This window comes from Cellulomonas sp. (assembly GCF_965229465.1).
In the GTDB taxonomy this organism is placed as follows: Bacteria; Actinomycetota; Actinomycetes; order Actinomycetales; family Cellulomonadaceae; genus Cellulomonas.
The window spans coordinates 2,876,977-2,902,290 of sequence record NZ_OZ245882.1; the positions used below are offsets into that span (position 1 = coordinate 2,876,977).

General features: G+C 70.6%; 15 protein-coding genes and 3 rRNA genes. 11 read left to right on the forward strand and 7 right to left on the reverse strand.

Features of this window, described 5'->3' with window-relative positions; all coding sequences use genetic code 11:
- Positions 1-40: 40 nt before the first annotated feature.
- The 4 genes from ACO06A_RS13745 to ACO06A_RS13760 are packed head-to-tail and all read left to right on the forward strand — an operon-like array spanning position 41 to position 2,722.
- Positions 41-340 (forward strand): hypothetical protein, encoded by a 300-nt coding sequence (locus ACO06A_RS13745; protein ID WP_421732795.1) that lies wholly within the window; start codon positions 41-43, stop codon positions 338-340.
- Positions 337-1,185: an HAD family hydrolase gene (locus ACO06A_RS13750; RefSeq protein WP_421732796.1), complete on the forward strand. Its 849-nt coding sequence runs from the start codon at positions 337-339 to the stop codon at positions 1,183-1,185. Before ACO06A_RS13745 ends, ACO06A_RS13750 begins: the two co-directional genes overlap by 4 nt.
- Complete coding sequence (locus ACO06A_RS13755) at positions 1,182-1,946, forward strand: alpha/beta hydrolase (RefSeq protein ID WP_421732797.1); 765 nt, start codon at positions 1,182-1,184, stop codon at positions 1,944-1,946. The genes ACO06A_RS13750 and ACO06A_RS13755 overlap by 4 nt, the downstream gene beginning before the upstream one ends.
- Entirely contained in the window at positions 1,943-2,722 is a 780-nt protein-coding gene (locus ACO06A_RS13760) for an alpha/beta fold hydrolase (protein WP_421732799.1), read from the forward strand. Before ACO06A_RS13755 ends, ACO06A_RS13760 begins: the two co-directional genes overlap by 4 nt.
- Positions 2,723-2,726: 4 nt before the next feature.
- On the opposite strand, the gene ACO06A_RS13765 is transcribed toward ACO06A_RS13760, so the two are convergent.
- From ACO06A_RS13765 to ACO06A_RS13780, 4 genes are all read right to left on the reverse strand, one after another.
- Positions 2,727-4,103 (reverse strand): gluconate:H+ symporter, encoded by a 1,377-nt coding sequence (locus ACO06A_RS13765; protein ID WP_421732800.1) that lies wholly within the window; start codon positions 4,101-4,103, stop codon positions 2,727-2,729.
- The gene (locus ACO06A_RS13770) at positions 4,100-4,621 is read right to left on the reverse strand and encodes a gluconokinase (protein ID WP_421732801.1); all 522 of its coding nucleotides are present in this window, start codon (positions 4,619-4,621) and stop codon (positions 4,100-4,102) included. The genes ACO06A_RS13765 and ACO06A_RS13770 overlap by 4 nt, the downstream gene beginning before the upstream one ends.
- Positions 4,622-4,702: 81 nt before the next feature.
- The gene (locus tag ACO06A_RS13775; RefSeq protein WP_421732802.1) at positions 4,703-5,131 is read right to left on the reverse strand and encodes a hypothetical protein; all 429 of its coding nucleotides are present in this window, start codon (positions 5,129-5,131) and stop codon (positions 4,703-4,705) included.
- Between the two features lie 24 nt (positions 5,132-5,155).
- Positions 5,156-7,417: a hypothetical protein gene (locus ACO06A_RS13780; RefSeq protein ID WP_421732803.1), complete on the reverse strand. Its 2,262-nt coding sequence runs from the start codon at positions 7,415-7,417 to the stop codon at positions 5,156-5,158.
- Between the two features lie 219 nt (positions 7,418-7,636).
- On the opposite strand from ACO06A_RS13780, the gene ACO06A_RS13785 reads away from it, so the two are divergent.
- The 6 genes from ACO06A_RS13785 (at position 7,637) to rrf (ending at position 17,181) form a co-directional block, all read left to right on the forward strand.
- The gene (locus tag ACO06A_RS13785; protein WP_421732804.1) at positions 7,637-9,322 is read left to right on the forward strand and encodes a hypothetical protein; all 1,686 of its coding nucleotides are present in this window, start codon (positions 7,637-7,639) and stop codon (positions 9,320-9,322) included.
- Positions 9,319-10,329, forward strand: coding sequence for a hypothetical protein (locus ACO06A_RS13790; RefSeq protein ID WP_421732805.1), 1,011 nt, complete (start codon positions 9,319-9,321; stop codon positions 10,327-10,329). The genes ACO06A_RS13785 and ACO06A_RS13790 overlap by 4 nt, the downstream gene beginning before the upstream one ends.
- Positions 10,330-10,364: 35 nt before the next feature.
- A complete protein-coding gene (locus tag ACO06A_RS13795) occupies positions 10,365-11,306 on the forward strand; it encodes a co-chaperone YbbN (RefSeq protein ID WP_421732806.1) in 942 nt (313 codons plus the stop codon).
- Between the two features lie 585 nt (positions 11,307-11,891).
- A 16S ribosomal RNA gene (locus ACO06A_RS13800) occupies positions 11,892-13,413 on the forward strand.
- A 456-nt stretch (positions 13,414-13,869) separates the two neighbouring features.
- Positions 13,870-16,985 (forward strand): 23S ribosomal RNA (locus tag ACO06A_RS13805).
- A 79-nt stretch (positions 16,986-17,064) separates the two neighbouring features.
- Positions 17,065-17,181, forward strand: a 5S ribosomal RNA gene (gene rrf / locus ACO06A_RS13810).
- The 16S, 23S and 5S rRNA genes sit together here, the layout of an rRNA operon.
- A 158-nt stretch (positions 17,182-17,339) precedes the next feature.
- Here rrf and glgB read toward each other — a convergent pair.
- From glgB to ACO06A_RS13825, 3 genes are all read right to left on the reverse strand, one after another.
- Positions 17,340-19,520 carry a 1,4-alpha-glucan branching protein GlgB gene (gene glgB / locus ACO06A_RS13815; protein WP_421732807.1) on the reverse strand — a complete coding sequence of 727 codons (2,181 nt, stop codon included), beginning with the start codon at positions 19,518-19,520 and terminating at the stop codon, positions 17,340-17,342.
- Positions 19,521-19,600: 80 nt separating this feature from the next.
- On the reverse strand, positions 19,601-20,455 hold the full coding sequence (locus ACO06A_RS13820; RefSeq protein ID WP_421732808.1) for a LacI family DNA-binding transcriptional regulator: 855 nt from the start codon (positions 20,453-20,455) through the stop codon (positions 19,601-19,603).
- A 31-nt stretch (positions 20,456-20,486) separates the two neighbouring features.
- Complete coding sequence (locus ACO06A_RS13825) at positions 20,487-23,003, reverse strand: glycoside hydrolase family 2 protein (protein WP_421732809.1); 2,517 nt, start codon at positions 23,001-23,003, stop codon at positions 20,487-20,489.
- A gap of 160 nt (positions 23,004-23,163) precedes the next feature.
- Between ACO06A_RS13825 and ACO06A_RS13830 the strand changes: the two genes are divergently transcribed.
- On the forward strand, positions 23,164-25,311 hold the full coding sequence (locus tag ACO06A_RS13830) for an alpha-galactosidase (protein ID WP_421732810.1): 2,148 nt from the start codon (positions 23,164-23,166) through the stop codon (positions 25,309-25,311).
- Positions 25,312-25,314 lie beyond the last annotated feature (3 nt).

The window sequence follows — 25,314 nt, forward strand, 5'->3', positions numbered from 1 at the left end:
TGCTGTCTGACGTCACGCCGGTGTGGGGGAGGATGAGGGCGTGGGACGACGAGCGACGAAGCGGCCGTACGGCGCCGAGCACGTCGAGCTCGACCTCGATCGCGCCACGGGCGGCCGGCAGTCGGAGTCCGCACCCGACGGCGAGTGGGTGGTCCAGCGCGTCCGCGGCTCCGACCGCGAGTACCGGTGCCCCGGCTGCGACCAGCTGGTGAGCGCGGGCACGGCGCACGTGGTCGCGTGGCGGTCCGACGGGCTGTTCGGCGAGGCGCTCGACGACCGCCGGCACTGGCACGCCTCGTGCTGGCAGGCGCGCGCCCGACGCGGACCGACCCGCCGATGAGCGGCGCAAAGACCCGCGCGCCGCGCCTCGTCGCCACCGACCTGGACGGCACGCTCCTGCGGCCCGACGGCACGGTCTCCCCGCGCACCGCGGCCGCACTGCGGCGCGCCGCCGATGCCGGCGTCGAGGTGGTGTTCGTGACCGCCCGACCGCCGCGCTGGCTGCGCGAGCTGGCGTCGCACGTGGCCGGTCACGGCGTCGCGATCTGCGCGAACGGCGCCGCGGTGCTCGAGGTCGGCACCGGCCGGCTGCTCAGCGAGCGGGGGATGTCCCCGGAGCTCGTCGGCAGCATCGCCGACCGCGTCCGAGCGGCCTGGGGCGGTCCGGAGGCGGTGCACCTCGCCACGGAGAGCGCCGACGGCTTCGCCTACGAGACCCCGTTCCTGTCCAGCCACCCGGTACCACCGGGCAGCGCGACGGCCGACCGCATCGAGGACGTCCTGCTCCCGTCCACCTTCAAGCTGCTGGTGCGTTCCACCCGACCGGTCGGTTCGACGTTCGCCGACGAGCTGGCGGCCGTCGTCGGCGAGCTCGGGATCGTCGCCGACTCGGGGGCCGTCGGGCTGGGGGAGATCTCCGGCCCGGGCATCACCAAGGCCGCCACGCTCGCCGACTGGGCGGCATCCCGCGGGATCGACCCGGTGGACGTCTGGGCCGTCGGCGACGCCCCGAACGACCTGTCGATGCTCGGGTGGGCGGGCACCTCGTTCGCGGTGGCCAACGCGCACACGTCGGTGCTGCAGACGGCGACCCGGCGCTGCGCGTCGAACGCCGACGACGGCGTCGCGGACGTGCTGGACCTCGCGGGTGCGCTGGCCGAGGGCGCCCTAGGCTCGTCCCGATGACGACGAACACGCAGGACCCCGGCCTCATCCGCTCGTTGACGGTCTTGCCCGCCGCGCGGCACGACGTCGAGCTGCACACGGCCGACGGGCTCACGCTGGTCGGGGAGCTGGCGCGCCCGGCCGAGGTGCCGCCCGCCGCGACGCTGGTGACCCTGCACCCGCTGCCCACGCACGGCGGCTACATGGACTCGCACGTCCTGCGCAAGGCGGCCTGGCGGCTGCCCGCGCTGGCGGACCTTGCGGTGCTGCGGTTCAACACGCGTGGAACCGTCAGTCCACGGGGGCGAAGCGGCGGAGCGTTCGACGGTGGGGTCGGCGAGCGGTTCGACGTCCACGCCGCGATCGAGTACGCCGAGTTCCACGATCTGCCGAACCGGTGGCTGGTCGGCTGGTCGTTCGGCACCGAGCTGGCCCTCATGCACGGCCGCGACCCGTCGATCGAGGGCGCGATCCTGCTCTCCCCGCCGCTGCACCGCGCCACGGACGCGGACCTCGACGCCTGGGCCGAGCTGGGCAAGCCGCTCGTCGTGCTGGTCCCGGAGCTGGACGACTACCTGCGCCCGGACGAGGCACGCCGCCGGTTCGCGCGCGTCCCGCAGGCCGAGGTCATCGGCGTGGACGGCGCCAAGCACCTCTGGGTCGGGGAGTCGGCCGTCCGAAGGGTGCTCGACGAGATCGTCGCGCACGTGCTGCCCGACCACGAGATCCCGCTGCCCACCCACTGGGCCGGCCCGAGCACGACGGCGGAGGACGACGCATGAGCCTGCACACCTACCGCGCCGAGGGCCACGGCCTCCCGATCGTCCTGCTGCACGGCTTCCCGCTCGACCACCGCATGTGGGACGAGGTGGCCGCACAGCTGCCGCCTGGTCACCCCGTGCACGCGGTGGACCTGCCCGGCACGCCGGGACACGTCACCGACCTGCCCGAGCCGTCGCTCGACGCGTCCGCGGACCTGGTGGCCGACGTGCTGGCTGCCGCGGGCGTCCGGTGGGCGGTGATCGCCGGCCTGTCCATGGGCGGCTACGTCGCGCTCGCGCTGCTGGAGCGCCACCCGGGCCTCGTCGCCGGGCTCGCGCTCGTCGACACGAAGTCGACCGCCGACGCGCCGGACGCGCGCGCCAACCGGCTGCGGATCGCGGACGAGGCGGAGTCGACGGGGTCGGTCGACCCGGTCCGGCCGATGGCGACGTCCTTGCTCGGCGAGACCACGCGCGCCGCGCAGCCCGAGGTGGCCGAGCGGGTCGCCGCCTGGATCGACCAGCAGGAGCCCGCCGGGATCGCCTGGTCGCAGCGGGCGATGGCGGCCCGTCCGGACCGGTCCGACGTGCTGCGCGCGTTCGCGGGCCACGTCGTCGTCGTGGTCGGCGACGAGGACACCGTGACCCCGGTCGCCGCCGCCGAGCACCTGGTGGCCACGGCCGAGGGATCCCGGCTGGTCGTCGTCCCGCAGTCCGGGCACCTGTCGTCGGTCGAGCAGCCCGCGGCCGTCGCTGCGGCGATCGCCGAGCTCGCCCAGGCGGCCGGCTCCGCCTGAGGCGCTAGACCACGAGGCTGAGCAGCAGCACGAAGATCAGCGCGGTCACCGACAGCACCGTCTCCATGAGCGACCACGTCTTGAACGTCTGGCCGACGGTCATCTTGAAGTACTCCTTGACCAGCCAGAACCCGGCGTCGTTCACGTGGCTGAGGAACACCGACCCGGCACCGATCGCGAGGACCAGCAGGGCCACGTGCGTCGTCGAGAGGTCCGTCGCGAGCGGGGCCATGATGCCGGCCGCGGTGATCGTGGCCACGGTGGCCGACCCGGTCGCGAGCCGGATGAGCACGGCGACGATCCACCCGGCGAGCAGCGGGGGGATCGCGGCGTCGGTGATCCCGCTGGCGATGACGTCGCCGACGCCGGAGTCCACGAGCGTCTGCTTGAACCCGCCGCCCGCCGCGACGATGAGCAGGATGCTCGCGATCGGCGCGAACGAGGAGTCCACCAGCTTGCTCACCTGCGCGCGCGTGTTCCCGAGCGACGTCCCCAGGGCGACCATGGCCACCAACGTCGTGATGAGCAACGCGACCAGGGGAGTCCCGAGGAACACGAACACCTGACCCACCGGGTTCTCGCCCGCCCCGCTCGCCTCGACCACGGTCCGCAGCAGCATGAGCACGACGGGCAGCAGGACGACCATGAGCGCGACCCCGAACCACGGCCGCCGGGCGTCCTCGTCCGTGCGCGCCTCGCCGAGGAACACGTCGGGCGGCGGCAGCACCACCCACCGGGCCAGCGGCTTGGCCAGCAGCGGGCCGGCAATTATCACGGTGGGGATCGCCACGAGCAGGCCGAGGCCGAGGGTCGTGCCCAGGTCGGCGCCCAGCGCGTCGATCGCGATGAGCGGCCCGGGGTGCGGCGGCACCAGCCCGTGCAGCGCGGACAGGCCGGCCAGGGCGGGGATCCCGAGCACGATCATCGACAGCTTCGAGCGCCGCGCGGCGAGCATGACGACCGGGATCAGCAGGACGACGCCGACCTCGAAGAAGAGCGGGATCCCGATGACGAAGGCGATGAGCGCCATCGCCCAGGGCAGGCGCTGCACCGGAGTCCTGGACAGGATCGCGTCCACGATCTCGTCGGCGCCGCCGCTGTCGATCAGCAGCTTGCCGATGATCGCGCCGAGCGCGATGAGCAGCCCGACCCCGGCGACGGTGGTCCCGACGCCGGCGACGAAGCTGGTGAACGCGTCGGTGTAGCCGATGCCCGCCAGGACCGCGAGGACCCCGGCGCCGAGCGTCAGGGCCAGGAACGGGTGCATCTTGAGGCCGACGATGAGCGCGACGATCACGAGGATGCCGATGATCGCGGCGAGGATGAGCTGGGTCTCGCCCACCCCCTCCGCGGCCTCGGTGACGAGCTGCTGGGCGATCATCGGGTCTCCTCGGTGAGGTGCAGGGCGGCGATCGCCAGGTCGGCCACGACGTCGGGCGGTGCCTCGACGGACACGCGGACGCCGTCCTCGGCGTCCGTCAGCGGTTCCAGGGTGTCCAGCTGGGAGGCCAGCAGGGACGGTGGCATGAAGTGCCCGGCGCGGTGCTCCATGCGGTCCTCGAGCAGCGGAGCCGCCGCCACGAGGTGCAGGAACCGCACCCGACCCTCGGCCTCGCGCAGCAGGTCCCGGTAGGCGACCTTCAGCGCGGAGCAGGTGACGACGGCACTCTCACCGGCCTGCGTCCGGGCGGTCAGCCAGTCCCGGATGGCGCGCAGCCACGGCCACCGGTCCTCGTCGGTGAGGGGGTGGCCGGCGGACATCTTGGCGATGTTCTCGGGCGGGTGGAACTCGTCGGCCTCCGCGTAGGGGCGGCCCAGGCGCTCGGCCAGGATGCGGGCGGTGGTGGTCTTCCCCGACCCGGCGACCCCCATGACGACGATGTGCACGATCTCGGTCATGTAGCGACGCCCCTGTCCGCCGTGCCCCTGCTGCCCCTGGGAGCCTTGCACGGGCGGTCCGGGCGCGCGCGGTGAGCGACCTCAGGTAGCGAGCACCCGCGCGAGGGCCTCCGACATGTCCAGCGACTCGCCGTCCTTGCCGCCGGCCCCGATGACGAGCGGCGGGGCGGACGGCTCCGGGGAGACGCCGCGGAACCGTGCAGCCAGGCTCGACGGCGCAGTCAGCACGTAGAACTTGCCGTCGGTGTCGACGGCGACCGTCTCGTCCCGCCGCAGGTACCAGCCGGTCAGCGGCGTCCGGTACCGGGCGCGGCCGTCGTAGCTGCGCGCCGACAACGGAACGGGCGCGGGCCCGAACTTCAGGGCACGGCGCAGGAACGCGTCGATCTGCTCCTGCGCCCGGGCCGACTCGGCGCGCTGACGGTCGGCCAGCAGCTCACCGTGCGCGGCCGCGGCAGCGCGACGCTCCTCGCGCCACGTCGCGGCCGCGTCAGCCTTCTCGTCGGTCAACTCGACCCCCCGCGGGACGACCCGTCAGTGGGCGGACGCGGCTGCGTCGTCCTTGGCGGGCTGCTCGTCCTGGGCATCGGCAGCCGGGGGAGCGTCCTTGACCTCGGGGGCCTCGAGCGCCGAGTCCTCGGCGGCGGTCGGCTCGTCGGTCGCTGCGTCCGCCGGTGCGTCGGCCGACTGCTCCGCCGGGGCCTCGGGCACGACCGGGACCGCCGCGGAGACGGGCGCCGGACGCGCCTTCGTGGGTCGGGACGCCGGGCGTGCGGGCTTCCCGGCCGGAGCCGCGGGGGCGTCGTCGGAGCCGCCCTGCGGCCCGCTCGCCGCGGGGGCGTCGTCGGACGCCGTGCTCGACGCCTTCGCGGGCGGCGCGTCGTCGGCGGCCGTGCTCGACTGCTTCGCCGCGGGCGCCGCCTTCTGCTCCTTCGCGAACGCGGCCTCGGCGCGCGTCGCCCGGTCGAGGGTGGCGCGGTCGGGGTTGTGCCCGAGCAGGTTGCGCAGCTCGTCCAGGTAGGACGTGATCGACTCGCGCTGGCGGTTGAGGTCCTCGACCTGCCGCGTGGCGGACGTCCGCTCGCGCTCCGACTCGATCATCGCGTCCGAGATCTGCTTCTCGGCGTGCTCGCGGGCCTCCGCGACCACCCGGTCGGCGTTCTTGCGCGCGTTGGAGATGAGCTCCTTGGCGTGCTGCTCGGCGTCGGTGCGCACCTTGTCGGCCTGCGCCAGCGCCTTCGCCACCCGTTGCTCGGCCTCGGCGGCGTGCGCCTCGGCGTCGCGGACCAGGTGCTCGGTCTCGGCGCGCGCGGTCTCGTGGCGCTCCGCGTCCTCGCGCTCGGCGGCCTCACGACGGGACGCGATGGAGAGCTCCGCGTCCGCCAGCTGCTGCTCGGCGGACCGGACCAGCTCGTCGGCGTGCGTCTTGGCGGACGTCGTGAGCTCCGCAGCCGCCCGACGCGCCTCGGTCAGCGCCCGCTCGACCTCGAGGCGGGTGCGCTCGCGCAGCTCCGCGGTCTCGCGGTCCGCGGACGCCCGCAGCTCGGTGGTCTCGCGCGCGGTGACCTCCTGGAGCTCGGCCGCCTCGCGCGTCGTGACGTCGCGCAGGTGGGCGGTCTCGTGCGTCGCCCGCTCGCGCAGCTCGCCGGTCTCGCGCTCGGCCTGCGCGCGCAGGTCGGTGGCGTACCGCTCGGCGTCGCCACGCAGGGCGACGACGGTCTGCTCGGCGTCGGCCCGCTGGGCTCCGAGCTCGTCGGCCGTCTTCGAGCGCAGCTCGCCGGTCTCCCGCTCGGCCTGGGCGCGGACGAAGGCCGCGTACTGCTCGGCCTCGACCCGCAGCGCGGCCACCTCGGCCGCGACGCGCTGCTGGAGCGCGGCGGCGTCGCGCTCGGCGGCGGCGCGCAGGCCGTCCGCGTACTCCTGGGTCTGCACGCGCAGGGAGGTCACCTCGTCGGCGGCCTGCTGGCGAGCGGCGCCCACCTCGGCGGCGGCGTCGCTGCGCTGCTGGGCCACGTACCGGTCGACCTCGACCCGAGCCGCGGCGAGCTCGCCCTCGACCCGCTGGCGCAGCTCGGTGGTGTCGGCGTCGGCGCTCTGGCGCAGGTCCTGCGCGTAGCGCTCGGCCTCCTCGCGCTGGGCGGTGGTCTCGGCCTCGGAGCGGGCGCGGAGCTCGCTCGCGGTGCGCTCGGTGGCGATGCGCAGCTGCGTCGCCTCGTGCTCGACGCTCGCGCGCAGCGTGCCCAGCTCGCGCTCCAGGGAGCTGCGCCGCTCGCTCTCCTCCGTCGTGATCGCGCTCTGGATCCGGGCGGCCTCGCGCTCGGCGGAGCCGACGAGCTCCTCGGCGCGGCGCTGCGCGGCCAGGAGCGTGCTCTCGGCCTCTGCGGCGGCCGTCGTCTTGACCTCGTCGGCCTCGCGGCGGGCGGTGGCGACGACCTCGGCGACCTCGTTCTCGGCGCGGGCCCGCAGCTGGCCGGACGAGAGCTTGGCGCGCGCCAGGGCGTCGGCGGCCTGGGCGTTGGCCTGCGTGACGACGTCCGACGACTGCTCCTCGGCGGACCGCAGGAGCTGCTCGATGCGTGAGCCCAGCCCGGAGTAGGTGGGGCGTTCTGCCTCGCGGAGCTGGCGGTGCGCCTCGGACAGCTCACCCGCCACCTGCATGGCGCGGCCGTCCAGCGACTCGACCTGGGCGCGGGCGTCGGCGAGGGCCTTCTCCAGCCCGGTGATGCGGGCGTCGACGGCTTCGCGTTCGTAGCCGCGGAAGTTCACGACGGGGAAGGGGGTCCGGGCGTCGGGCACGAGCAGTCCTCCTGGGCACGGTGGCTCCGCGCGGAGCAGCCTCGGTCGAGGCGCTCATCGACTTCCGGAGCCCGTCGGTCAGGATACGCGCGTTCACGGTCCTACGGTCGGGACCAGGCCCGGTAGGCACAGCGCAGACGATCCGTCCACTCGGTCCCGGTTCGGCCGTGACGTGCCGCTCTGCCTATCCTGGGGGTTCTCTTCCCTGGAGGATCCTGCGTGCTCAAGCGTCTGATCATCGCCGCCGTCGGCGTCGCCGGACTGGTCATCATCGGTCTCGGCATCGCGTCCGCGACGGTGTGGCGGGCCGACGACGTCCTCGTGGCGACGACGTCGGGCGGCTCGCACACCCTGGTCACCGACCCCGGCGTGCTGGAGCTCGGCGGCGACCCCGTGACCGTCCGGGTCAGCGTTCCGGACGGTGGGCCCGTCGTGCTCGCGGTCGGCCGTGACACCGACGTCGCCGGGTGGGTGGGGACCGACGCGCACGCCCAGGTGACGGGCCTGTCCGGCTGGCACACGCTGGCCGTCGACGACGTCGCCGCGCCGGAGCCCACCGCCACCCCGACCGATGCCGCCGCCGCCGCCCCGCCGGCCGACGCCGCCGTGCCCACCTCCGCGCCCACCGAGGGCGAGGCGGCGGCCCCGATCACGGCCGCCGACCCGACGGGCTCCGACCTGTGGGTTGCCGAGGAGACCGGGACCGGGTCCGCGGAGCTCGTCTGGCCCGCGCAGGAGGGCCGCTGGAGCCTGATCGCGGTCAGCACCGGCGAGTCCGCGCCGACGCTCTCCCTCGCGTGGCCCCGGGTGGTCACCACGCCGTGGCTCTGGCCGTGCGTGGCCGTCGGCACGCTGCTCGTCCTGCTCGCGGGCTGGCTGCTGCTGCGGGACGTGCGCCGGCGCCGCGCCGGCCACGACGAGCCGGAGTGGCACGACGTGCACACGGGCGCGACGCCTGCCGTGGTGATCGGTTCGGCCGACCTCGACGCGATCCCTGTGCTCACCCGTCGGCAGCTGCGCGAGGCCGCGCAGGCCCGGGCGGCCCGACCGCGCACGGGGTCCGTCCCCGCTGTGCCCGCACCGGTGTCGCAGTCGACCAGCGGCCCGGCCCCGGACCCGGCTCTGTCGACGGCGCCTTCGGCACCTGTCGGCTCCAGCCGTCGGGCGCTCCGCACGCCGACGGGCCCGATACCGGTGGCGCCGGCCGCCTCCGAGCCCGAGCGCGCGGTCCCCGTGTCGGGCTGGACGCCCACACCACCTCCTCGCACGGCCGAGACGTTCCGGTCCGGCGGTCAGCCGGCGCCGACGACGTCCCGACCGACGGGTCAGCCCGCCCCGACGCCCGCCCCGACTCTCGCCCGGACTGCCGGACCCCCGGCCCCGACGACGTCCCGCCCGGAGGGTCCGTCGGCACCGATGACCTCCCGCCCGGCAGGTCCCGCTCCGGCGACGTCCCGCCCGGCAGGTCCGCCTGCGCCGACCACCTCGTCGCCGGCGACGCCGACCACCCCGAACGGTCCGCCCGGCGAGCGTGCGGCAGCCCCGCACGGCCGCCCGTCCTGGGCGCAGTCCGCGACGTCGCCCCCACCGCCCCCGGCCGCGGCGCCTCCGGCGTCGACCGCTGGCTCCGGTCCGGGCGACCCCGCCGGGTGGTCTGCCGTGCCGCCACCGCCGGGTGCCCGTCTGCGCCCCGGCTCACCCGCCGGGCCCGACGCCGAGCCCGTGCACACGGGTCGGCCCACGTGGGTGAGTACCACCACACCGCCGGCGGCCGGGCCTGGGCCCGACGAGTCCGCCACTGCGGGCTCACGGGCCGACGCCTGGCGCCGGGCGTGGGGGCTGCCCCCCACGGAGGGCAACCCCGAGGGCGCCCAGCCCGCCGACACGACGGAGGAGGACCGATGACCCGCACCCTGCGGTCGCGCCGCCTCGTCTCGGCCCTCGGCGGCGTCCTCGTGCTGGGGCTCGCCGCGTGCAGCACGCCGCTCCCGCAGGCGCAGCCCGAGCCGGTACCGGCCGTCGCGCCCGCGGTCACCACGGTGCTCCAGTCCCAGGACGTGCTCACCGATCTCGGCGCCGTGCTCACCGCGTCCGACACGGCCCTGGACCCCGCCCAGCTCGTCCCGCGCGTCACCGGGCCCGCCCTGGCGGTGCGGACCGCCGAGTACGTCCGAGCGGCGGCGACCGCCGGTGCCAAGCCGCCGACGCCGCTGCCCACGGACGAGCAGGCGCTGATCGTGCCGCAGACCGACGGCTGGCCGCGGACGCAGCTGGTCGTCACCAAGCAGCCGGACGACCTCCAGGCCCCCCGGATCCTCGTGATGCAGCAGGCCGCGCCCCGGGAGCAGTACAAGCTCTGGGGCTGGGGCCGCATGGGCGCGGGCATCCAGATGCCGGCCACGGCGGCGCCGGAGACCGGGAGCCCGGTCCTCGCGTCGGACGCGACCGGTCTCGTGATGACCCCGGCCGAGGCCTTCCAGCAGTACGCCGACGTCCTGGCCAACGGGGACGCCTCGGCGTTCGCCGCGAGCTTCCAGCCCGACACGTTCCGCTCGAGCATCGAGGCGGCCCGCGCGGCCACGGCGGCCGGGGTGTCCGCTGCCGGCTCCGCGGTCGAGACCTACACGCCGGACCCGGCGACGCCGGTGGTCAGCCTCCAGACGGTCGACGGCGGAGCGATCGTCGTCGGCCAGCTCACCACCGTCTCGACGGTCACCCTCACCGTCGCCGGTGGGACGATCCCCATCTCCGACCCCTTCTACGCGGCGCTCACCGGCAAGACGAGCGCCGGCAGCAACTTCGTCCGGACGTTCACCGACGTGCTCGTGATGTACGTGCCCCCGGCAGACAGCGGCGTACCCGTGCAGCTGCTCGCCGCCGAGCACGCCGTGACGTCGGCGACGGCCGAGTAGACCCGATCCGCACGCAGCCGAAGGAAGACCGCCGCATGTCCCAGCCGACCGGACCCCGCCCTCCCCTCGACGTGCGCGGAGCGGTGGACCTCTCCACCCTCAACCGCCCCGCCACACCCCCGCCCGGGAGCCCGGGCGGCCTGCCGGCGGCGGGCACCTACGTGGTGGACGTCGACCAGGAGTCGTTCCCCGACCTGGTGCAGAGCTCGACCCGGTACCCGGTCGTCGTCGTCCTCTGGTCGCCCCGGAGCGAGGCCAGCGCCACGGTCGCCGCGGACCTCGCCTCGCTCGCCGACGAGGACGCCGGTCGCTGGCAGCTGGCGCGCATCGACGCCGAGGCCAACCCGCAGGTGGCCCAGGCGTTCCAGGCGCAGAGCGTGCCCACGGTCGTCGCCGTGCTCGCCGGTCAGCCGCTCCCCCTCTTCCAGGGGGCCTACCCGCGCGACCAGGTGCGAGCCGTCCTCGACCAGGTGCTCGCCGCCGCCGAGGCCAACGGGATCACCGGCCGGGCGGCCCCGAGCACGGGTGGCCCCGTCCAGGACGAGCCGGAGCCGGAACCGGAGCTCCCGCCCCTGCACCAGGCGGCCTACGACGCGATCGAGCGCGACGACCTCGCCGCGGCCACCGCCGCGTACGAGCAGGCGCTCAAGGAGAACCCGCGCGACTCCCTCGCGCGTGCCGGGCTCGCCCAGGTGGGACTGCTCGACCGGACGCGCGACGCCGACCTCCAGGGGGCACGCGCCGCTGCGGCCGACGACCCGTCGGACATCGACGCCCAGCTGGCCGTCGCGGACCTCGACATCCTGGGCGGGAAGGTCGAGGACGCGTTCGCACGGCTCGTCGACGTCCTGCGCACCACGGCCGGCCCGGAGCGCGAACGCGTGCGCGTCCGCCTGGTCGACCTGTTCGAGGTCATCGGCGGCGAGGACCCCCGGGTGATCGCCGCCCGCCGGGCCATGGCCAGCGCCCTGTACTAGCGCGTCTGCGCAGGTCGCAGGCTCAGCAGCCGAGTGACCCGCGTCACCGGCCGCGGATTTGCTCTCCGGCGCTCGGTCTGCGTAATCTTCTCGACGTCGCCCGGCAGGGAGGAACGGACACCGCGGATCGAACCGCAGTGGCTGGTCCCCCGGAGCGACATCCTCGGACTCTTCGACCGGCGGCCAGATCGTCGGTCATCAGGAGCGTCCGGACGCGGAACTTCGGTTCTTGCCCCAGTGAATCTCCTCTGACCAGGGGATTTGACGGGGGAGGGCCGCTCCGCTAAGTTAGAGCAGTTGCCTCCGGACAGGTTGAGAAACCGAGATGGATGCGCGTCTGTTCCTTGAGAACTCAACAGTGTGCCAAATAGTCGATGCCATATGGCTCGCTATCTGATGATGTTTCTGCCTGTTTGGGTGGGGGTGTTGGAGGGTGGTGGGTCTTGGTTGAGATAGGTGCCGTTTTCTTCCACCTCCGTGGTTGGGGCGGTGCCAAAATTCAGCCGAATCTGAACGGTCCTTATCGGGACCATTTCGTATGTCGGTTGCTCTGCTGCTTTTGGGTGGTGGGGTGCCATGTAGACATTTACGGAGAGTTTGATTCTGGCTCAGGACGAACGCTGGCGGCGTGCTTAACACATGCAAGTCGAACGGTGATGGCCAGCTTGCTGGTCTGATCAGTGGCGAACGGGTGAGTAACACGTGAGCAACCTACCCCAGACTCTGGAATAACCATGGGAAACGATGGCTAATACCGGATACGAGACACACGCGCATGTGTGGTGTCTGGAAAGATTTATCGGTCTGGGATGGGCTCGCGGCCTATCAGCTTGTTGGTGGGGTAGTGGCCTACCAAGGCGACGACGGGTAGCCGGCCTGAGAGGGCGACCGGCCACACTGGGACTGAGATACGGCCCAGACTCCTACGGGAGGCAGCAGTGGGGAATATTGCACAATGGGCGCAAGCCTGATGCAGCGACGCCGCGTGAGGGATGACGGCCTTCGGGTTGTAAACCTCTTTCAGCAGGGAAGAAGCGAAAGTGACGGTACCTGCAGAAGAAGCGCCGGCTAACTACGTGCCAGCAGCCGCGGTAATACGTAGGGCGCAAGCGTTGTCCGGAATTATTGGGCGTAAAGAGCTCGTAGGCGGTTTGTCGCGTCTGCTGTGAAAACCTAAGGCTCAACCTTGGGCTTGCAGTGGGTACGGGCAGACTAGAGTGCGGTAGGGGTGACTGGAATTCCTGGTGTAGCGGTGGAATGCGCAGATATCAGGAGGAACACCGATGGCGAAGGCAGGTCACTGGGCCGCAACTGACGCTGAGGAGCGAAAGCATGGGGAGCGAACAGGATTAGATACCCTGGTAGTCCATGCCGTAAACGTTGGGCACTAGGTGTGGGGCTCATTCCACGAGTTCCGTGCCGCAGCAAACGCATTAAGTGCCCCGCCTGGGGAGTACGGCCGCAAGGCTAAAACTCAAAGAAATTGACGGGGGCCCGCACAAGCGGCGGAGCATGCGGATTAATTCGATGCAACGCGAAGAACCTTACCAAGGCTTGACATACACCGGAAACTTCCAGAGATGGTTGCCCCGCAAGGTCGGTGTACAGGTGGTGCATGGTTGTCGTCAGCTCGTGTCGTGAGATGTTGGGTTAAGTCCCGCAACGAGCGCAACCCTCGTCCCATGTTGCCAGCGGGTTATGCCGGGGACTCATGGGAGACTGCCGGGGTCAACTCGGAGGAAGGTGGGGATGACGTCAAATCATCATGCCCCTTATGTCTTGGGCTTCACGCATGCTACAATGGCCAGTACAAAGGGCTGCGATACCGCGAGGTGGAGCGAATCCCAAAAAGCTGGTCTCAGTTCGGATTGGGGTCTGCAACTCGACCCCATGAAGTCGGAGTCGCTAGTAATCGCAGATCAGCAACGCTGCGGTGAATACGTTCCCGGGCCTTGTACACACCGCCCGTCAAGTCACGAAAGTCGGTAACACCCGAAGCCGGTGGCCCAACTCGTAAGAGAGGGAGCTGTCGAAGGTGGGACTGGCGATTGGGACTAAGTCGTAACAAGGTAGCCGTACCGGAAGGTGCGGCTGGATCACCTCCTTTCTAAGGAGCATCTGGCAGCCACATCTCCTGTCATGGGGGGTGGAGGGTGTCCAGGCCCGTTGTCCCTGCCGAACGAGTGGGGGACGGTGCTCGAGGGTGGAACATCGACTGTGGCCGGCTCATGAGCTGGTGGCGACCTAGTACGCCAGGCCTCTTCGGGGGTTCTGGGTGGGAACGGATCGTTGCTGGTGAGGGGTTGGCTGGGCACGCTGTTGGGTCCTGAGGGAACAGCCGGAAGGTTGTTCGTTCAGGGTCGCTACGCACGCGGTCTGCGCCTGAGGGTGTGGGGTGGGTGCGGGTGGCTGCGGGCTGGTACCGCTCAGACGAACCACCCATCGCACGGACCTGGGAACGGGTTGTGTGTGGTGGGTAGGCGCTGGGGTGAGGGTGCCGGTTTCCCGGTCGTAGCTTGAGAACTGCACAGTGGACGCGAGCATCTTTATTGAATGATTTTGTGGTCAAGTTTATAAGGGCACAGGGTGGATGCCTTGGCACTAGGAGCCGAAGAAGGACGTTGTAGCCTGCGATAAGCCTCGGGGAGTTGGCAAACGAACCGTGATCCGAGGATGTCCGAATGGGGAAACCCCGCACGAGTCATGTCGTGTGACCCGCACCTGAATATATAGGGTGTGTGGAGGGAACGGCGGGAAGTGAAACATCTCAGTACCGCCAGGAAGAGATATTCCGTGAGTAGTGGCGAGCGAAAGCGGATCAGGCCAAACCGTGTACGTGTTCAAGCCGGCAGGCGTTGCGTGCACGGGGTTGTGGGACCTTTCCGTTGGATCTGCCGATCCGACAGGGAGTCAGAAAGTCGCGTCATAGTCGAAGGGCATTGAAAGGCCCGGCACAGAGGGTGTGACCCCCGTAGACGAAATGGCGTGGCCTCCCGAAGGGGATCCCAAGTAGCTCCGGGCCCGAGAAACCTGGAGTGAATCTGCACAGACCACTGTGTAAGCCTAAATACTACCTAGTGACCGATAGCGGACAAGTACCGTGAGGGAAAGGTGAAAAGTACCCCGGGAGGGGAGTGAAATAGTACCTGAAACCGTGTGCCTACAATCCGTTGGAGCCTCCCTAGCAGGGGTGACAGCGTGCCTTTTGAAGAATGAGCCTGCGAGTTAGTGGTACGTGGCGAGGTTAACCCGTGTGGGGAAGCCGTAGCGAAAGCGAGTCCGAATAGGGCGTCTCAGTCGCGTGCTCTAGACCCGAAGCGGAGTGATCTAGCCATGGGCAGGTTGAAGCGCGGGTAAGACCGCGTGGAGGACCGAACCCACCAGGGTTGAAAACCTGGGGGATGACCTGTGGTTAGGGGTGAAAGGCCAATCAAACTCCGTGATAGCTGGTTCTCCCCGAAATGCATTTAGGTGCAGCGTCACGTGTTTCTTGCCGGAGGTAGAGCTACTGGATAGCCGATGGGCCCCACCAGGTTACTGACGTTAGCCAAACTCCGAATGCCGGTAAGCCAGAGCGTGGCAGTGAGACTGCGGGGGATAAGCTCCGTAGTCGAGAGGGAAACAGCCCAGACCACCAGCTAAGGCCCCTAAGCGTATGCTAAGTGGGAAAGGATGTGGAGTTGCACAGACAACCAGGAGGTTGGCTTAGAAGCAGCCACCCTTGAAAGAGTGCGTAATAGCTCACTGGTCAAGTGATTCCGCGCCGACAATGTAGCGGGGCTCAAGTATACCGCCGAAGCTGTGGCATTCACATATCAGCTCAGCGCACCTTCGGGTGTGTTCAGGCGTGTGGATGGGTAGGGGAGCGTCGTGTGGGCAGTGAAGTCGCGGGGGAACCCAGCGGTGGAGCCCACACGAGTGAGAATGCAGGCATGAGTAGCGAATGACGGGTGAGAAACCCGTCCGCCGAATGATCAAGGGTTCCAGGGCCAGGCTAATCCGCCCTGGGTAAGTCGGGACCTAAGGCGAGGCCGACAGGCGTAGTCGATGGACAACGGGTTGATATTCCCGTACCGGCGAAGAACCGCCCATACCGAGCCCGGTGATGCTAAACGCCCGAGACGTCACATCGTCCCTTCGGGGACACCGTGGCGTGGAGCGCGTGACCCGAACCGGTAGTAGGTAAGCGTATTAACAGGGGTGACGCAGGAAGGTAGCCAAGCGTGGCGATGGTAGTCCACGTCCAAGGTCGTAGGGCGAGGTGTAGGCAAATCCGCACCTCATATAGCCTGAGAGCTGACGGTGACCGCGAATGCGGGAATCTGGTGATCCTATGCTGCCAAGAAAAGCCTCGACGCGAGGTTCTAGCCGCCCGTACCCCAAACCGACTCAGGTGATCAGGTAGAGAATACCAAGGCGATCGAGAGAATCGTGGTTAAGGAACTCGGCAAAATGCCCCCGTAACTTCGGGAGAAGGGGGGCCTGAAGCGTGAACCGACTTGCTCGGGGAGCGTGAAGGGCCGCAGAGACCAGGGAGAAGCGACTGTTTACTAAAAACACAGGTCCGTGCGAAGTCGCAAGACGATGTATACGGACTGACGCCTGCCCGGTGCTGGAAGGTTAAGAGGACGGGTCAGCCGCAAGGCGAAGCTCAGAATTTAAGCCCCAGTAAACGGCGGTGGTAACTATAACCATCCTAAGGTAGCGAAATTCCTTGTCGGGTAAGTTCCGACCTGCACGAATGGCGTAACGACTTCTCCGCTGTCTCAACCGCGAACTCGGCGAAATTGCACTACGAGTAAAGATGCTCGTTACGCGCAGCAGGACGGAAAGACCCCGGGACCTTTACTATAGTTTGGTATTGGTGTTCGGTGCGGCTTGTGTAGGATAGGTGGGAGACTGTGAAGCCGGCACGCCAGTGTCGGTGGAGTCAACGTTGAAATACCACTCTGGTCGCTCTGGATATCTAACCTCGGTCCGTGATCCGGATCAGGGACAGTGCCTGATGGGTAGTTTAACTGGGGCGGTTGCCTCCTAAAATGTAACGGAGGCGCTCAAAGGTTCCCTCAGCCTGGTTGGCAATCAGGTGGCGAGTGCAAGTGCACAAGGGAGCTTGACTGTGAGACTGACAGGTCGAGCAGGGACGAAAGTCGGAACTAGTGATCCGGCGGTGGCTTGTGGAAGCGCCGTCGCTCAACGGATAAAAGGTACCCCGGGGATAACAGGCTGATCTTGCCCAAGAGTCCATATCGACGGCATGGTTTGGCACCTCGATGTCGGCTCGTCGCATCCTGGGGCTGGAGTAGGTCCCAAGGGTTGGGCTGTTCGCCCATTAAAGCGGTACGCGAGCTGGGTTTAGAACGTCGTGAGACAGTTCGGTCCCTATCCGCTGCGCGCGCAGGAAACTTGAGAAGGGCTGTCCCTAGTACGAGAGGACCGGGACGGACGAACCTCTGGTGTGCCAGTTGTTCCGCCAGGAGCACGGCTGGTTAGCTACGTTCGGAAGGGATAACCGCTGAAAGCATCTAAGCGGGAAGCCTGCTTCAAGATGAGGTTTCCATGCCCCCTTGAGGGGTGAGAGGCTCCCAGCTAGACCACTGGGTAGATAGGCCGGATGTGGAAGAGGGGACTAACGACCCTCGCAGCTGACCGGTACTAATAAGCCGACAACTTCATCACACATTCAATTGTTGTGCTACGCGTCCACTGTGCGGTTCCCGAGAGACGAACGGGAACCCGTTTGACAACTCGACAGCGTTACGGCGGTCATAGCGAAGGGGAAACGCCCGGTCCCATTCCGAACCCGGAAGCTAAGCCCTTCAGCGCCGATGGTACTGCACTCGCCAGGGTGTGGGAGAGTAGGACGCCGCCGGACATCATTCAGAAAGAGCCACCCCTACGGGGGTGGCTCTTTCTGTTTCCCGTGGCATTGTTCCAGGCGGCGCAGCGCGTGTCTGTGCAGGTCAAGGACGGTGCGGAACGACGAAGGAGGGGTGCCGGTCGGCACCCCTCCTTCGCGTTGTTGCTGCCGGGTCAGCCGGCTTCGAAGACCACCACGCCGAGCGGGGGGACGCGGATCGAGGCCGAATAGGGTCGGCCGTAGTGCGGCTCGGGCAGGGCCTCGATCTCGCCCAGGTTGCCCACGCCGGAGCCGCCGTACGCCTCGGAGTCGGAGTTGAAGATCTCGCGCCACCGGCCACCGCGGGGCAGCGCCAGGCGGTAGCCCTCGTGGGGGATGCCTGCGAAGTTGACCACCACGGCGACGGGCGGGGCGTCGTACCCCTTGCGCAGGTAGGCGAGCGTGTTGCGGAAGGCGTCGTCGGAGTCGATCCACTCGAATCCGTCGGGCGAGTGGTCCAGCTGCCAGAGCGCCGGCGTCTCCTTGTAGACCCGGTTGAGGTCCGCGACGGAGCGCATGACGCCCTGGTGTGCGGGGTCGTCGAGCGCGTGCCAGTCGAGGGAGCGGGACTCGGCCCACTCGGTCTGCTGCGCGAACTCGGAGCCCATGAAGAGCAGCTGCTTGCCGGGGTGGGTCCACTGGTAGCCCAGCAGGAGGCGCACGCCGGCGAGCTTCTGCCAGTGGTCACCGGGCATCCGCTCGTACAGGGAGCCCTTGCCGTGGACGACCTCGTCGTGGCTGATGGGGAGCACGAATCGCTCGGAGTAGGCGTAGACCATCGAGAAGGTGATCTCGTTGTGGTGGTAGCGCCGGTGGACGGGCTGCTCGGCCAGGTAGCGGAGCGTGTCGTTCATCCAGCCCATGTTCCACTTCAGGCCGAACCCGAGGCCGTTGCCGTCGGTGGGGGCGGTGACGCCCGGCCACGCGGTCGACTCCTCGGCGATCATCATGATCCCGGGGGTGCGCCGGTAGGCCGTCGCGTTGGCCTCCTGGAGGAACGAGATGGCATCCAGGTTCTCGCGGCCGCCGTACTGGTTGGGTCGCCACTGGCCGGGCTTGCGTGAGTAGTCGAGGTAGAGCATCGACGCGACGGCGTCGACCCGCAGGCCGTCGACGTGGAACTCCTCGAGCCAGTACGTGGCGTTGGCGACGAGGAAGTTGCGCACCTCGGACCGGCCGAAGTTGAAGACGTACGTGCCCCAGTCGGGGTGCTCGCCGAGCAGCGGGTCGGGGTGCTCGTACAGCGGGGTGCCGTCGAACTGCGCGAGCGACCACTCGTCCTTGGGGAAGTGCGCGGGGACCCAGTCGACGATCACGCCGATGCCGGCCTGGTGCAGGGTGTCGACGAGGTGGCGGAAGTCGTCGGGGTGCCCGAACCGCGAGGTCGGGGCGAAGTAGGACGACACCTGGTAGCCCCAGGAGCCCCCGAACGGGTGCTCGGCGACGGGCAGCAGCTCCACGTGGGTGAAGCCGAGCGACGCGACGTGCTCGGTCAGCTGCTGCGCCAGGTCGCGGTAGGACAGGCCGACGCGCCAGGAGCCGAGGTGGACCTCGTACACGCTCATGGCCGCCGTGTGGGGGTCGCGGGCGCTGCGGGCGGTGAGCCAGGCGGCGTCGGACCACTCGTAGCGGGACTCGATGACGACGGACGCGGTCGCCGGCGGGATCTCGGTCCCCTGAGCCAGCGGGTCCGCCTTCTGGCGCCACGACCCGTCGTTACCCAGCACCTCGAACTTGTACCGCGCGCCGGCGCCGACGCCGGGTGCGAAGACCTCCCACACGCCGCTGTCGCCGAGCGAGCGCATGGCGTGCGACGCGCCCTGCCAGTAGTTGAAGTCGCCGACCACGCGGACCGCGCGGGCGTTGGGGGCCCAGACGGCGAACGACGTGCCGTTCACGTCCCCGAGCTCCCCCGGGTAGCTGCGCGTGTTGGCGCCCAGGACGGTCCACAGCTGCTCGTGCCGGCCCTCGCGCACCAGGTGGCGGTCGAGCTCCTGCACCGTGGGCAGGAAGCGGTACGGGTCGTCGACCACGGAGGCGTGGCCGTCGTAGGTCACCTCGAGCCGGTAGTCGGGGACGGTCGCGCCCGGCAGCACGGCCACCCAGACGCCGTCCTGCTCGTGGCGCGCGGCGACGCGGGACGTCGACGTGGTCACGACGACCGACTCGGCGAGCGGACGCAGCGTGCGGATGGTGACGCCGCCCCCGCCGACGTGCGGGCCGAGGACGTCGTGCGGTGCGTAGTAGGCCCCGTGGGCGACTGTGCGAAGGGTGTCGGCGTCGACGGGGACCGGGGACGGTGCGGCCGGGCTCATCCCCCTACCCAACCACCCGCGGGGGTTCCGCGCAGGACGGTCTCCCCGGTGACCTGCGTCTCAGGCGTCGTCAGGCGTCGTCAGGCGTCGGCAGCAGGTGCGGTCGTCGTCGTGCCGCGCGCCACCAGTCGGGGGAGCGGGGCCGTGTACGAGCGGACGGTGCCGGAGGCGAGCAGGTTGAGGACACAGTCGGCCACCTGCACCCCCATGGCGTGCACGTCCAGGCTCATGGCAGACAGGGCGGGGTGTGAGAGGCGGCAGAGGGCCGAGTCGTCCCACGCGAGCAGCGACAGCCGCTCGGGGACCGCGATGTCCATCTCGTGCGCGACGCCGAGGCCCGCGACCGCCATGACGTCGTTGTCGTAGATGATCGCGGACGGCGGGGTGCCCCGGCCGAGCAGCACCCGGGTGGCGCGGGTACCGGACTCCTCGCCGTAGTCGCCCTCCACCACCACGCCGTGCGCCCCGAGGCGAGCGCACTCGCCCATGAACGCGTCGGTGCGGGCCTGCGTGTGGGCCAGGTGGCGCGGGCCGCTGACGCGGGCCAGCCGTTGGTGCCCCAGGCCGACGAGGTGGGTGACCGCGGTCCGCATGGCCTGGGCGTTGTCGATCCAGACGTTGGCGAACGGCAGGTCGGGACGCGGTCCGCCGACGACGACGGTGGGGATGCCGAGCTCCGCCAGGACGTCGAGGCGCGCGTCCTCGAGAGCCACGTTGACCACGACGACGCCGTCGACCAGGTTGCCCTCGCCCCAGCGGCGGTAGGTGCGGATCTCGGCGTCGTGGTCGGGCACCACGTGCAGCAGCAACGAGCGGCCCTCGACCGCGAGCGACTCCTCGATGCCGCCGATGAGCTCCATGAAGAACGGCTCGAAGCCGAGCATCCGGGCGGGCCGAGCCAGGACCAGGCCCACCGCGTCGAGACCATTCGCCATGGTCGCGAGCGTACCTGCGGTGGGCTCCGGGTCAGGCCGGCGACTGGGTGAGGTCACGCGCGCCGAGCCGGGGCACGACCACGTCGTTCGCGGACCGGAGCACGGGGGCCCGGGTGAGCTCGGCGGAGTCGAACCGGCCCTGCGTGCGCACGAGGAAGGACGCGGTGCCGCCCGCGGGGATGTCGACCAGCGCGGTGTCGACGATGGCGTCGGGGTCGACGCGGTCGACGAGCAGCGTGACGTCCCGCGCGAGCGAGGTGGCCGTGACGTCGACCCGGTAGCCGTCCTGGACCGGCGTCACCGACGCGCGCAGCGGAGCCGGGTCGAGCGCCAGGTCGACGTCCTCGACCCACGTGTGGACCGCCTGGAGCGAGCCGAGCCGCACGACGAGAACCTCGCGCGCCGGGTCGTCGGGTGTCGCGACCGTCGTCGGCAGTGCGAAGTGCCCCACCGACCACGCCCCGACGGCGAGCGCGAGGTCCTCCTCCGCGAGCACGGTGCCGTCGAGGCGCTGGCGGGAGAGCCGCACGATGCCCTGCCAGATGACGGGGGTCTCGTTGACGACGGCCAGGACCTCACGGCCCTCGCGGGGCTGCACGGTCAGCAGACGGGTGGCGTACGCCGACCGCAGGGCGTACCAGAGGGGCTTGCGGCGCTCGTCGCCGTCGATCGCCGACCACGAGGTCACCGGCCAGCAGTCGTTGAGCTGCCAGACGATCGCGCCTGCGGTCCGGGGCCACCAGGAGCGGTAGTGCTCGATGGCGAACTGCACGGCGCGCGCCTGGTTGAGCTGGGTCGCCCAGTGCCAGTCGGCGAAGTCGTCGGGCACGCCCAGGTGCGGCTCCAGGCCGCGGTCGAGCTTGCCGTTGCCGTCCTCGGCCTTCTGGTGCAGCAGGAAGGCGGGGTCGTCCTTGGTCAGCGGGCCGCCGTCGACCGCGTGCACGGCGCGGGTCAGGGTGGCCCACGTGGGCGGTCCCTGGAACCCGAACTCCGAGCAGAACCGCGGGACCTCGTCGCCGTAGACGCGGTAGTCGACGCGGTTCCACACCTCCCACTGGTGGTGGGTGCCGTGGTCGGGGTCGTTGGGGTGCACGTCCGTGAGGGCGAAGCCGGGGGAGTACGGGCTGCCGTCGGCGTAGGGCCGGGTGGGGTCGAGCTCGGCGACGACGCTCTTGAGCAGCTCGGTGGCGTAGCGGAACCCCCAGGTGCGCCCGTCGAGCACCTCCTGCCAGTGCCAGTCCATGAACCCCCAGAGGTTCTCGTTGCCCCCGTTCCAGAGCACGAGGGACGGGTGCGGGGTCAGGCGGGCGACGTGCTCGCGGGCCTCCGCCTCGAGCTCGTCCCAGAGCGGCTGCTCCTCGGGGTAGGCCGCGCAGGCGAGCAGGAAGTCCTGCCACACCAGCAGGCCGCGCTCGTCGCAGAGCTCGTAGAAGTCCTCGGACTCGTAGATCCCGCCGCCCCAGATGCGCAGCAGGTTCAGGTTGGCGTCCACTGCCTGGTCGAGCCGGTGCGCCAGGCGTTCGCGGGTGATCCGGGTGAGCAGGTGGTCGTCGGGGATCCAGTTGGCCCCCTTGACGAAGATCGGGCGGCCGTTGATCCGGAACGTGAAGGCGGTGCCGTCCTCGTCCGCGCTGGTGTCCAGCTCCACCGTGCGGAAGCCGATCCGTCGGCTCCACGTGTCCAGCGGCTCGTCGGCGTCCGGGGCTGCGAGCGCGACGACGAGCTCCGCCAGCGGCTGGGCACCGTGGCCGACCGGCCACCACAGCGGCGCGTGCGGGACCTCGAGCGCGACGACCGCGGCGCTCTGCGTGCCCGGCACGGTGACGGTGACGTCCGCGCCGGCGACGTGCGCGCGGACGGTCAGCGGCCCGTCGCCGGCGGGCAGGCCGGAGCGCTCGACGTCGACGTGCACCTGGACGTGACCGGTGCCCGTGGCGTCGACCGTGACGAGCGGGCGGACGGCCGCCAGGCGCGCGCGCGTCCAGCGCTCGACCCGGACCGGTCGCCACAGGCCCGCGGTCTGGAGGTCCGGTCCCCAGTCCCAGCCGAACGAGCAGGCCATCTTGCGGACCATGTTGAACGGCTGGTCGTAGGCCAGCGGGCGGGCACCGAGGCGCGCCGCCTCCGCCTCCGCGTGCACGAGGGCCGACGAGAGCACGACGGTGAGCCGCTGGGTGGTGGGCCGGAGCAGGGTGCGGACGTCGAACCGGTAGGAGCGGTGCTGGTTGGCGGTGCGACCGATCACATGGCCGTCGAACGCGACAGTGGCGACGGTGTCGATGCCGTCGAACACGAGGTCGACGCGCTCGTCGGGTGCGGCCGGGGCGAGGTCGAGGTCGCGCTCGTAAGCCCAGTCCGTGCGGCGCATCCAGGCGAGCTCCTCCTCGTGGCGGTCCAGGTACGGGTCGGGGATCAGCCCCGCCTCCAGCAGGGCGGTGTGGCTGGTGCCCGGGACGCGGGCGCGAACGCGGCGGCCGACGAGATCGGCGGGGACGGGGCCGGCGACGGCGGTCAGCGTCCAGCCGTCGTAGAGGTCCTGGGTGTGCATCGTCGAGCTCCTGGGTCCGGGGGTCCGGCGCGTGTCCGCCGCATCCTCGCGACGCACGTCGTCGGCTCCCCACGCGAGGGGCCGATCGTCTGGCAAGTACCCTGGAGTCATTCTTAGACAACTGAATAAAGTAAGTCAATGACGCAGGTAGCGTGGCGCCGTGAGCGACGACACCACACGCACCGTGCCCGCCGACCTGATCCACCTGCGCGCCTCCGGCGTGAGCGTGGTGGTGGACCTGACCGGCGGCACCCTGCCGCGGGTCCTGCACTGGGGGAGCGACCTCGGTGACCTCGACGCGGCCGCGCTGGACGCCGCGCGGAGCGCCTGGCGACCGGTGCCGCACGGCTTCCCCGTCGACGGCGAGGTCGAGATCGCGGTGCTGCCGCAGGAGTCGGCCGGCTTCCTGGGCACGCCTGGTCTGGTCGGGAGCCGGCAGGGGCAGGACTTCTCGACGCAGCTCGCCGTGCGCACCCACGACGTGTCGACGGCGGACGACGGGACGCAGCGACTCACGGTGCACGCGGCCGACGACGCCGCGCGGCTGACGCTCACGCTCGTGCTCGAGCTGACGGCGCAGGGCCTGGTCCGCCAGCGGGCGGTGCTCACCAACGACGCGGACGACGTCTACGGGCTCGACGGGCTCCTGCTGACGCTCCCGGTGCCGGCCCTGGCCACCGAGCTGCTCGACTTCTCGGGCCGCTGGGCACGGGAACGCAGCCCGCAGCGCACCGCGTTCACGCACGGCACGCGCCTGCGGGAGAACCGGCGCGGGCGCACCGGGTACGACTCCGCGTTCGTGCTGGTCGCGGGCACCCCCGGCTTCGCCAACCGCACGGGCGAGGTGTGGGGCGTGCACACGGCCTGGTCGGGCAACCACCGGTCGCTCGCGGAGCGCAGCCACTACCACTCCGGCCTGCTCGGTGGCGGCGAGCTGCTCGGGTCCGGGGAGGTCCGCCTGGGCCGCGGGGAGTCGTACACCAGCCCCTGGGTCTACGGGTCGTGGGGCGTCGGGCTCGACGCACTCTCCGGCCGGTTCCACGCCTGGATGCGCGCGCGCCCGCAGCACCCGCGCTCGCCGCGGCCGGTCACGCTCAACACCTGGGAGGCGGTCTACTTCCAGCACGACCTCGGCCGGCTGACCGCCCTCGCGGACGCCGCGGCCGCCGTGGGCGCGGAGCGGTTCGTGCTCGACGACGGCTGGTTCGGTGACCGGCGCGACGACACCCGAGCCCTGGGCGACTGGTACGTGTCGGCGGACGTGTGGCCGCAGGGCCTGCACCCGCTGGTCGAGCACGTCACCGGGCTCGGGCTCCAGTTCGGCCTCTGGGTGGAGCCCGAGATGGTCAACCGCGACTCCGACCTGGCCCGCGCGCACCCCGACTGGATGCTGCAGGTGCCGTCGCGGCTGCCTAGGGAGGCGCGGCACCAGCAGGTGCTCGACCTGGCCGTCCCCGAGGCCTTCGTGCACATCCTCGAGCGGCTCGACGCACTGCTCACCGAGTACCCGATCGGGTACCTCAAGTGGGACCACAACCGCGACCTGGTCGACGCCGGCCACGGGGGAGCCCCGGGTGTGCACGGGCAGACCGTGGCGATCTACCGGCTGCTCGACGAGCTGCGGGCGCTGCACCCGGGTGTCGAGATCGAGTCCTGCTCGTCCGGCGGCGCGCGGGTGGACCTCGAGATCCTCCAGCGGACCGACCGCGTCTGGGCCAGCGACTGCATCGACGCGCTCGAGCGGCAGCAGATCCAGCGCTGGACCAACCTGCTGATCCCGCTGGAGCTGATCGGCGCGCACATCGGGTCGGGCCACGCGCACAGCACCGGCCGGCGCCACGAGCTGCCGTTCCGGGCGGCGACGGCGCTGTTCGGGCACCTCGGGATCGAGTGGGACCTGAAGGAGGCCGACGACGCCGAGCGCGCCGACCTGGCGTCGTGGATCGCGCTCTACAAGGACGTGCGTCAGCTGCTGCACTCGGGGACGTCCGTGCACGCGGACGTCGTCGACCCGGTGCTGGCGGTGCACGGGGTGGTCGCGCAGGACCGCGCGGACGCGCTGTACGCGGTCGCCATGACGGGTCGGTCGACGAACACCGCCCTGGCGCGCGTGACGCTCCCTGGCCTCGACGCGGACGCGCTGTACGACGTGCGCCCGCAGGCGCCGGGTGACGCGGTCGACCACGCGCCTGCGTGGTGGACCCCCGAGGGCGTGCGGCTGCCCGGGCGGTTGCTGTCCGGGGTGGGCCTCGAGGCGCCCCTCCAGCTGCCGGAGCGCATCGCGCTCGTGCGGGCGACGCGCGTGTGACGC

Excerpts from the sequence above, each read along its gene's own strand:
- ACO06A_RS13795 (WP_421732806.1), top strand. The coding sequence starts at position 10,365 with ATGTCCCAGCCGACCGGACCCCGCCCTCCCCTCGACGTGCGCGGAGCG.
- ACO06A_RS13820 (WP_421732808.1), bottom strand. The coding sequence starts at position 20,455 with ATGGCGAATGGTCTCGACGCGGTGGGCCTGGTCCTGGCTCGGCCCGCC.
- ACO06A_RS13790 (WP_421732805.1), top strand. The coding sequence starts at position 9,319 with ATGACCCGCACCCTGCGGTCGCGCCGCCTCGTCTCGGCCCTCGGCGGC.
- ACO06A_RS13825 (WP_421732809.1), bottom strand. The coding sequence starts at position 23,003 with ATGCACACCCAGGACCTCTACGACGGCTGGACGCTGACCGCCGTCGCC.
- ACO06A_RS13755 (WP_421732797.1), top strand. The coding sequence starts at position 1,182 with ATGACGACGAACACGCAGGACCCCGGCCTCATCCGCTCGTTGACGGTC.
- ACO06A_RS13760 (WP_421732799.1), top strand. The coding sequence starts at position 1,943 with ATGAGCCTGCACACCTACCGCGCCGAGGGCCACGGCCTCCCGATCGTC.
- ACO06A_RS13750 (WP_421732796.1), top strand. The coding sequence starts at position 337 with ATGAGCGGCGCAAAGACCCGCGCGCCGCGCCTCGTCGCCACCGACCTG.
- ACO06A_RS13765 (WP_421732800.1), bottom strand. The coding sequence starts at position 4,103 with ATGATCGCCCAGCAGCTCGTCACCGAGGCCGCGGAGGGGGTGGGCGAG.
- glgB (WP_421732807.1), bottom strand. The coding sequence starts at position 19,520 with ATGAGCCCGGCCGCACCGTCCCCGGTCCCCGTCGACGCCGACACCCTT.
- ACO06A_RS13770 (WP_421732801.1), bottom strand. The coding sequence starts at position 4,621 with ATGACCGAGATCGTGCACATCGTCGTCATGGGGGTCGCCGGGTCGGGG.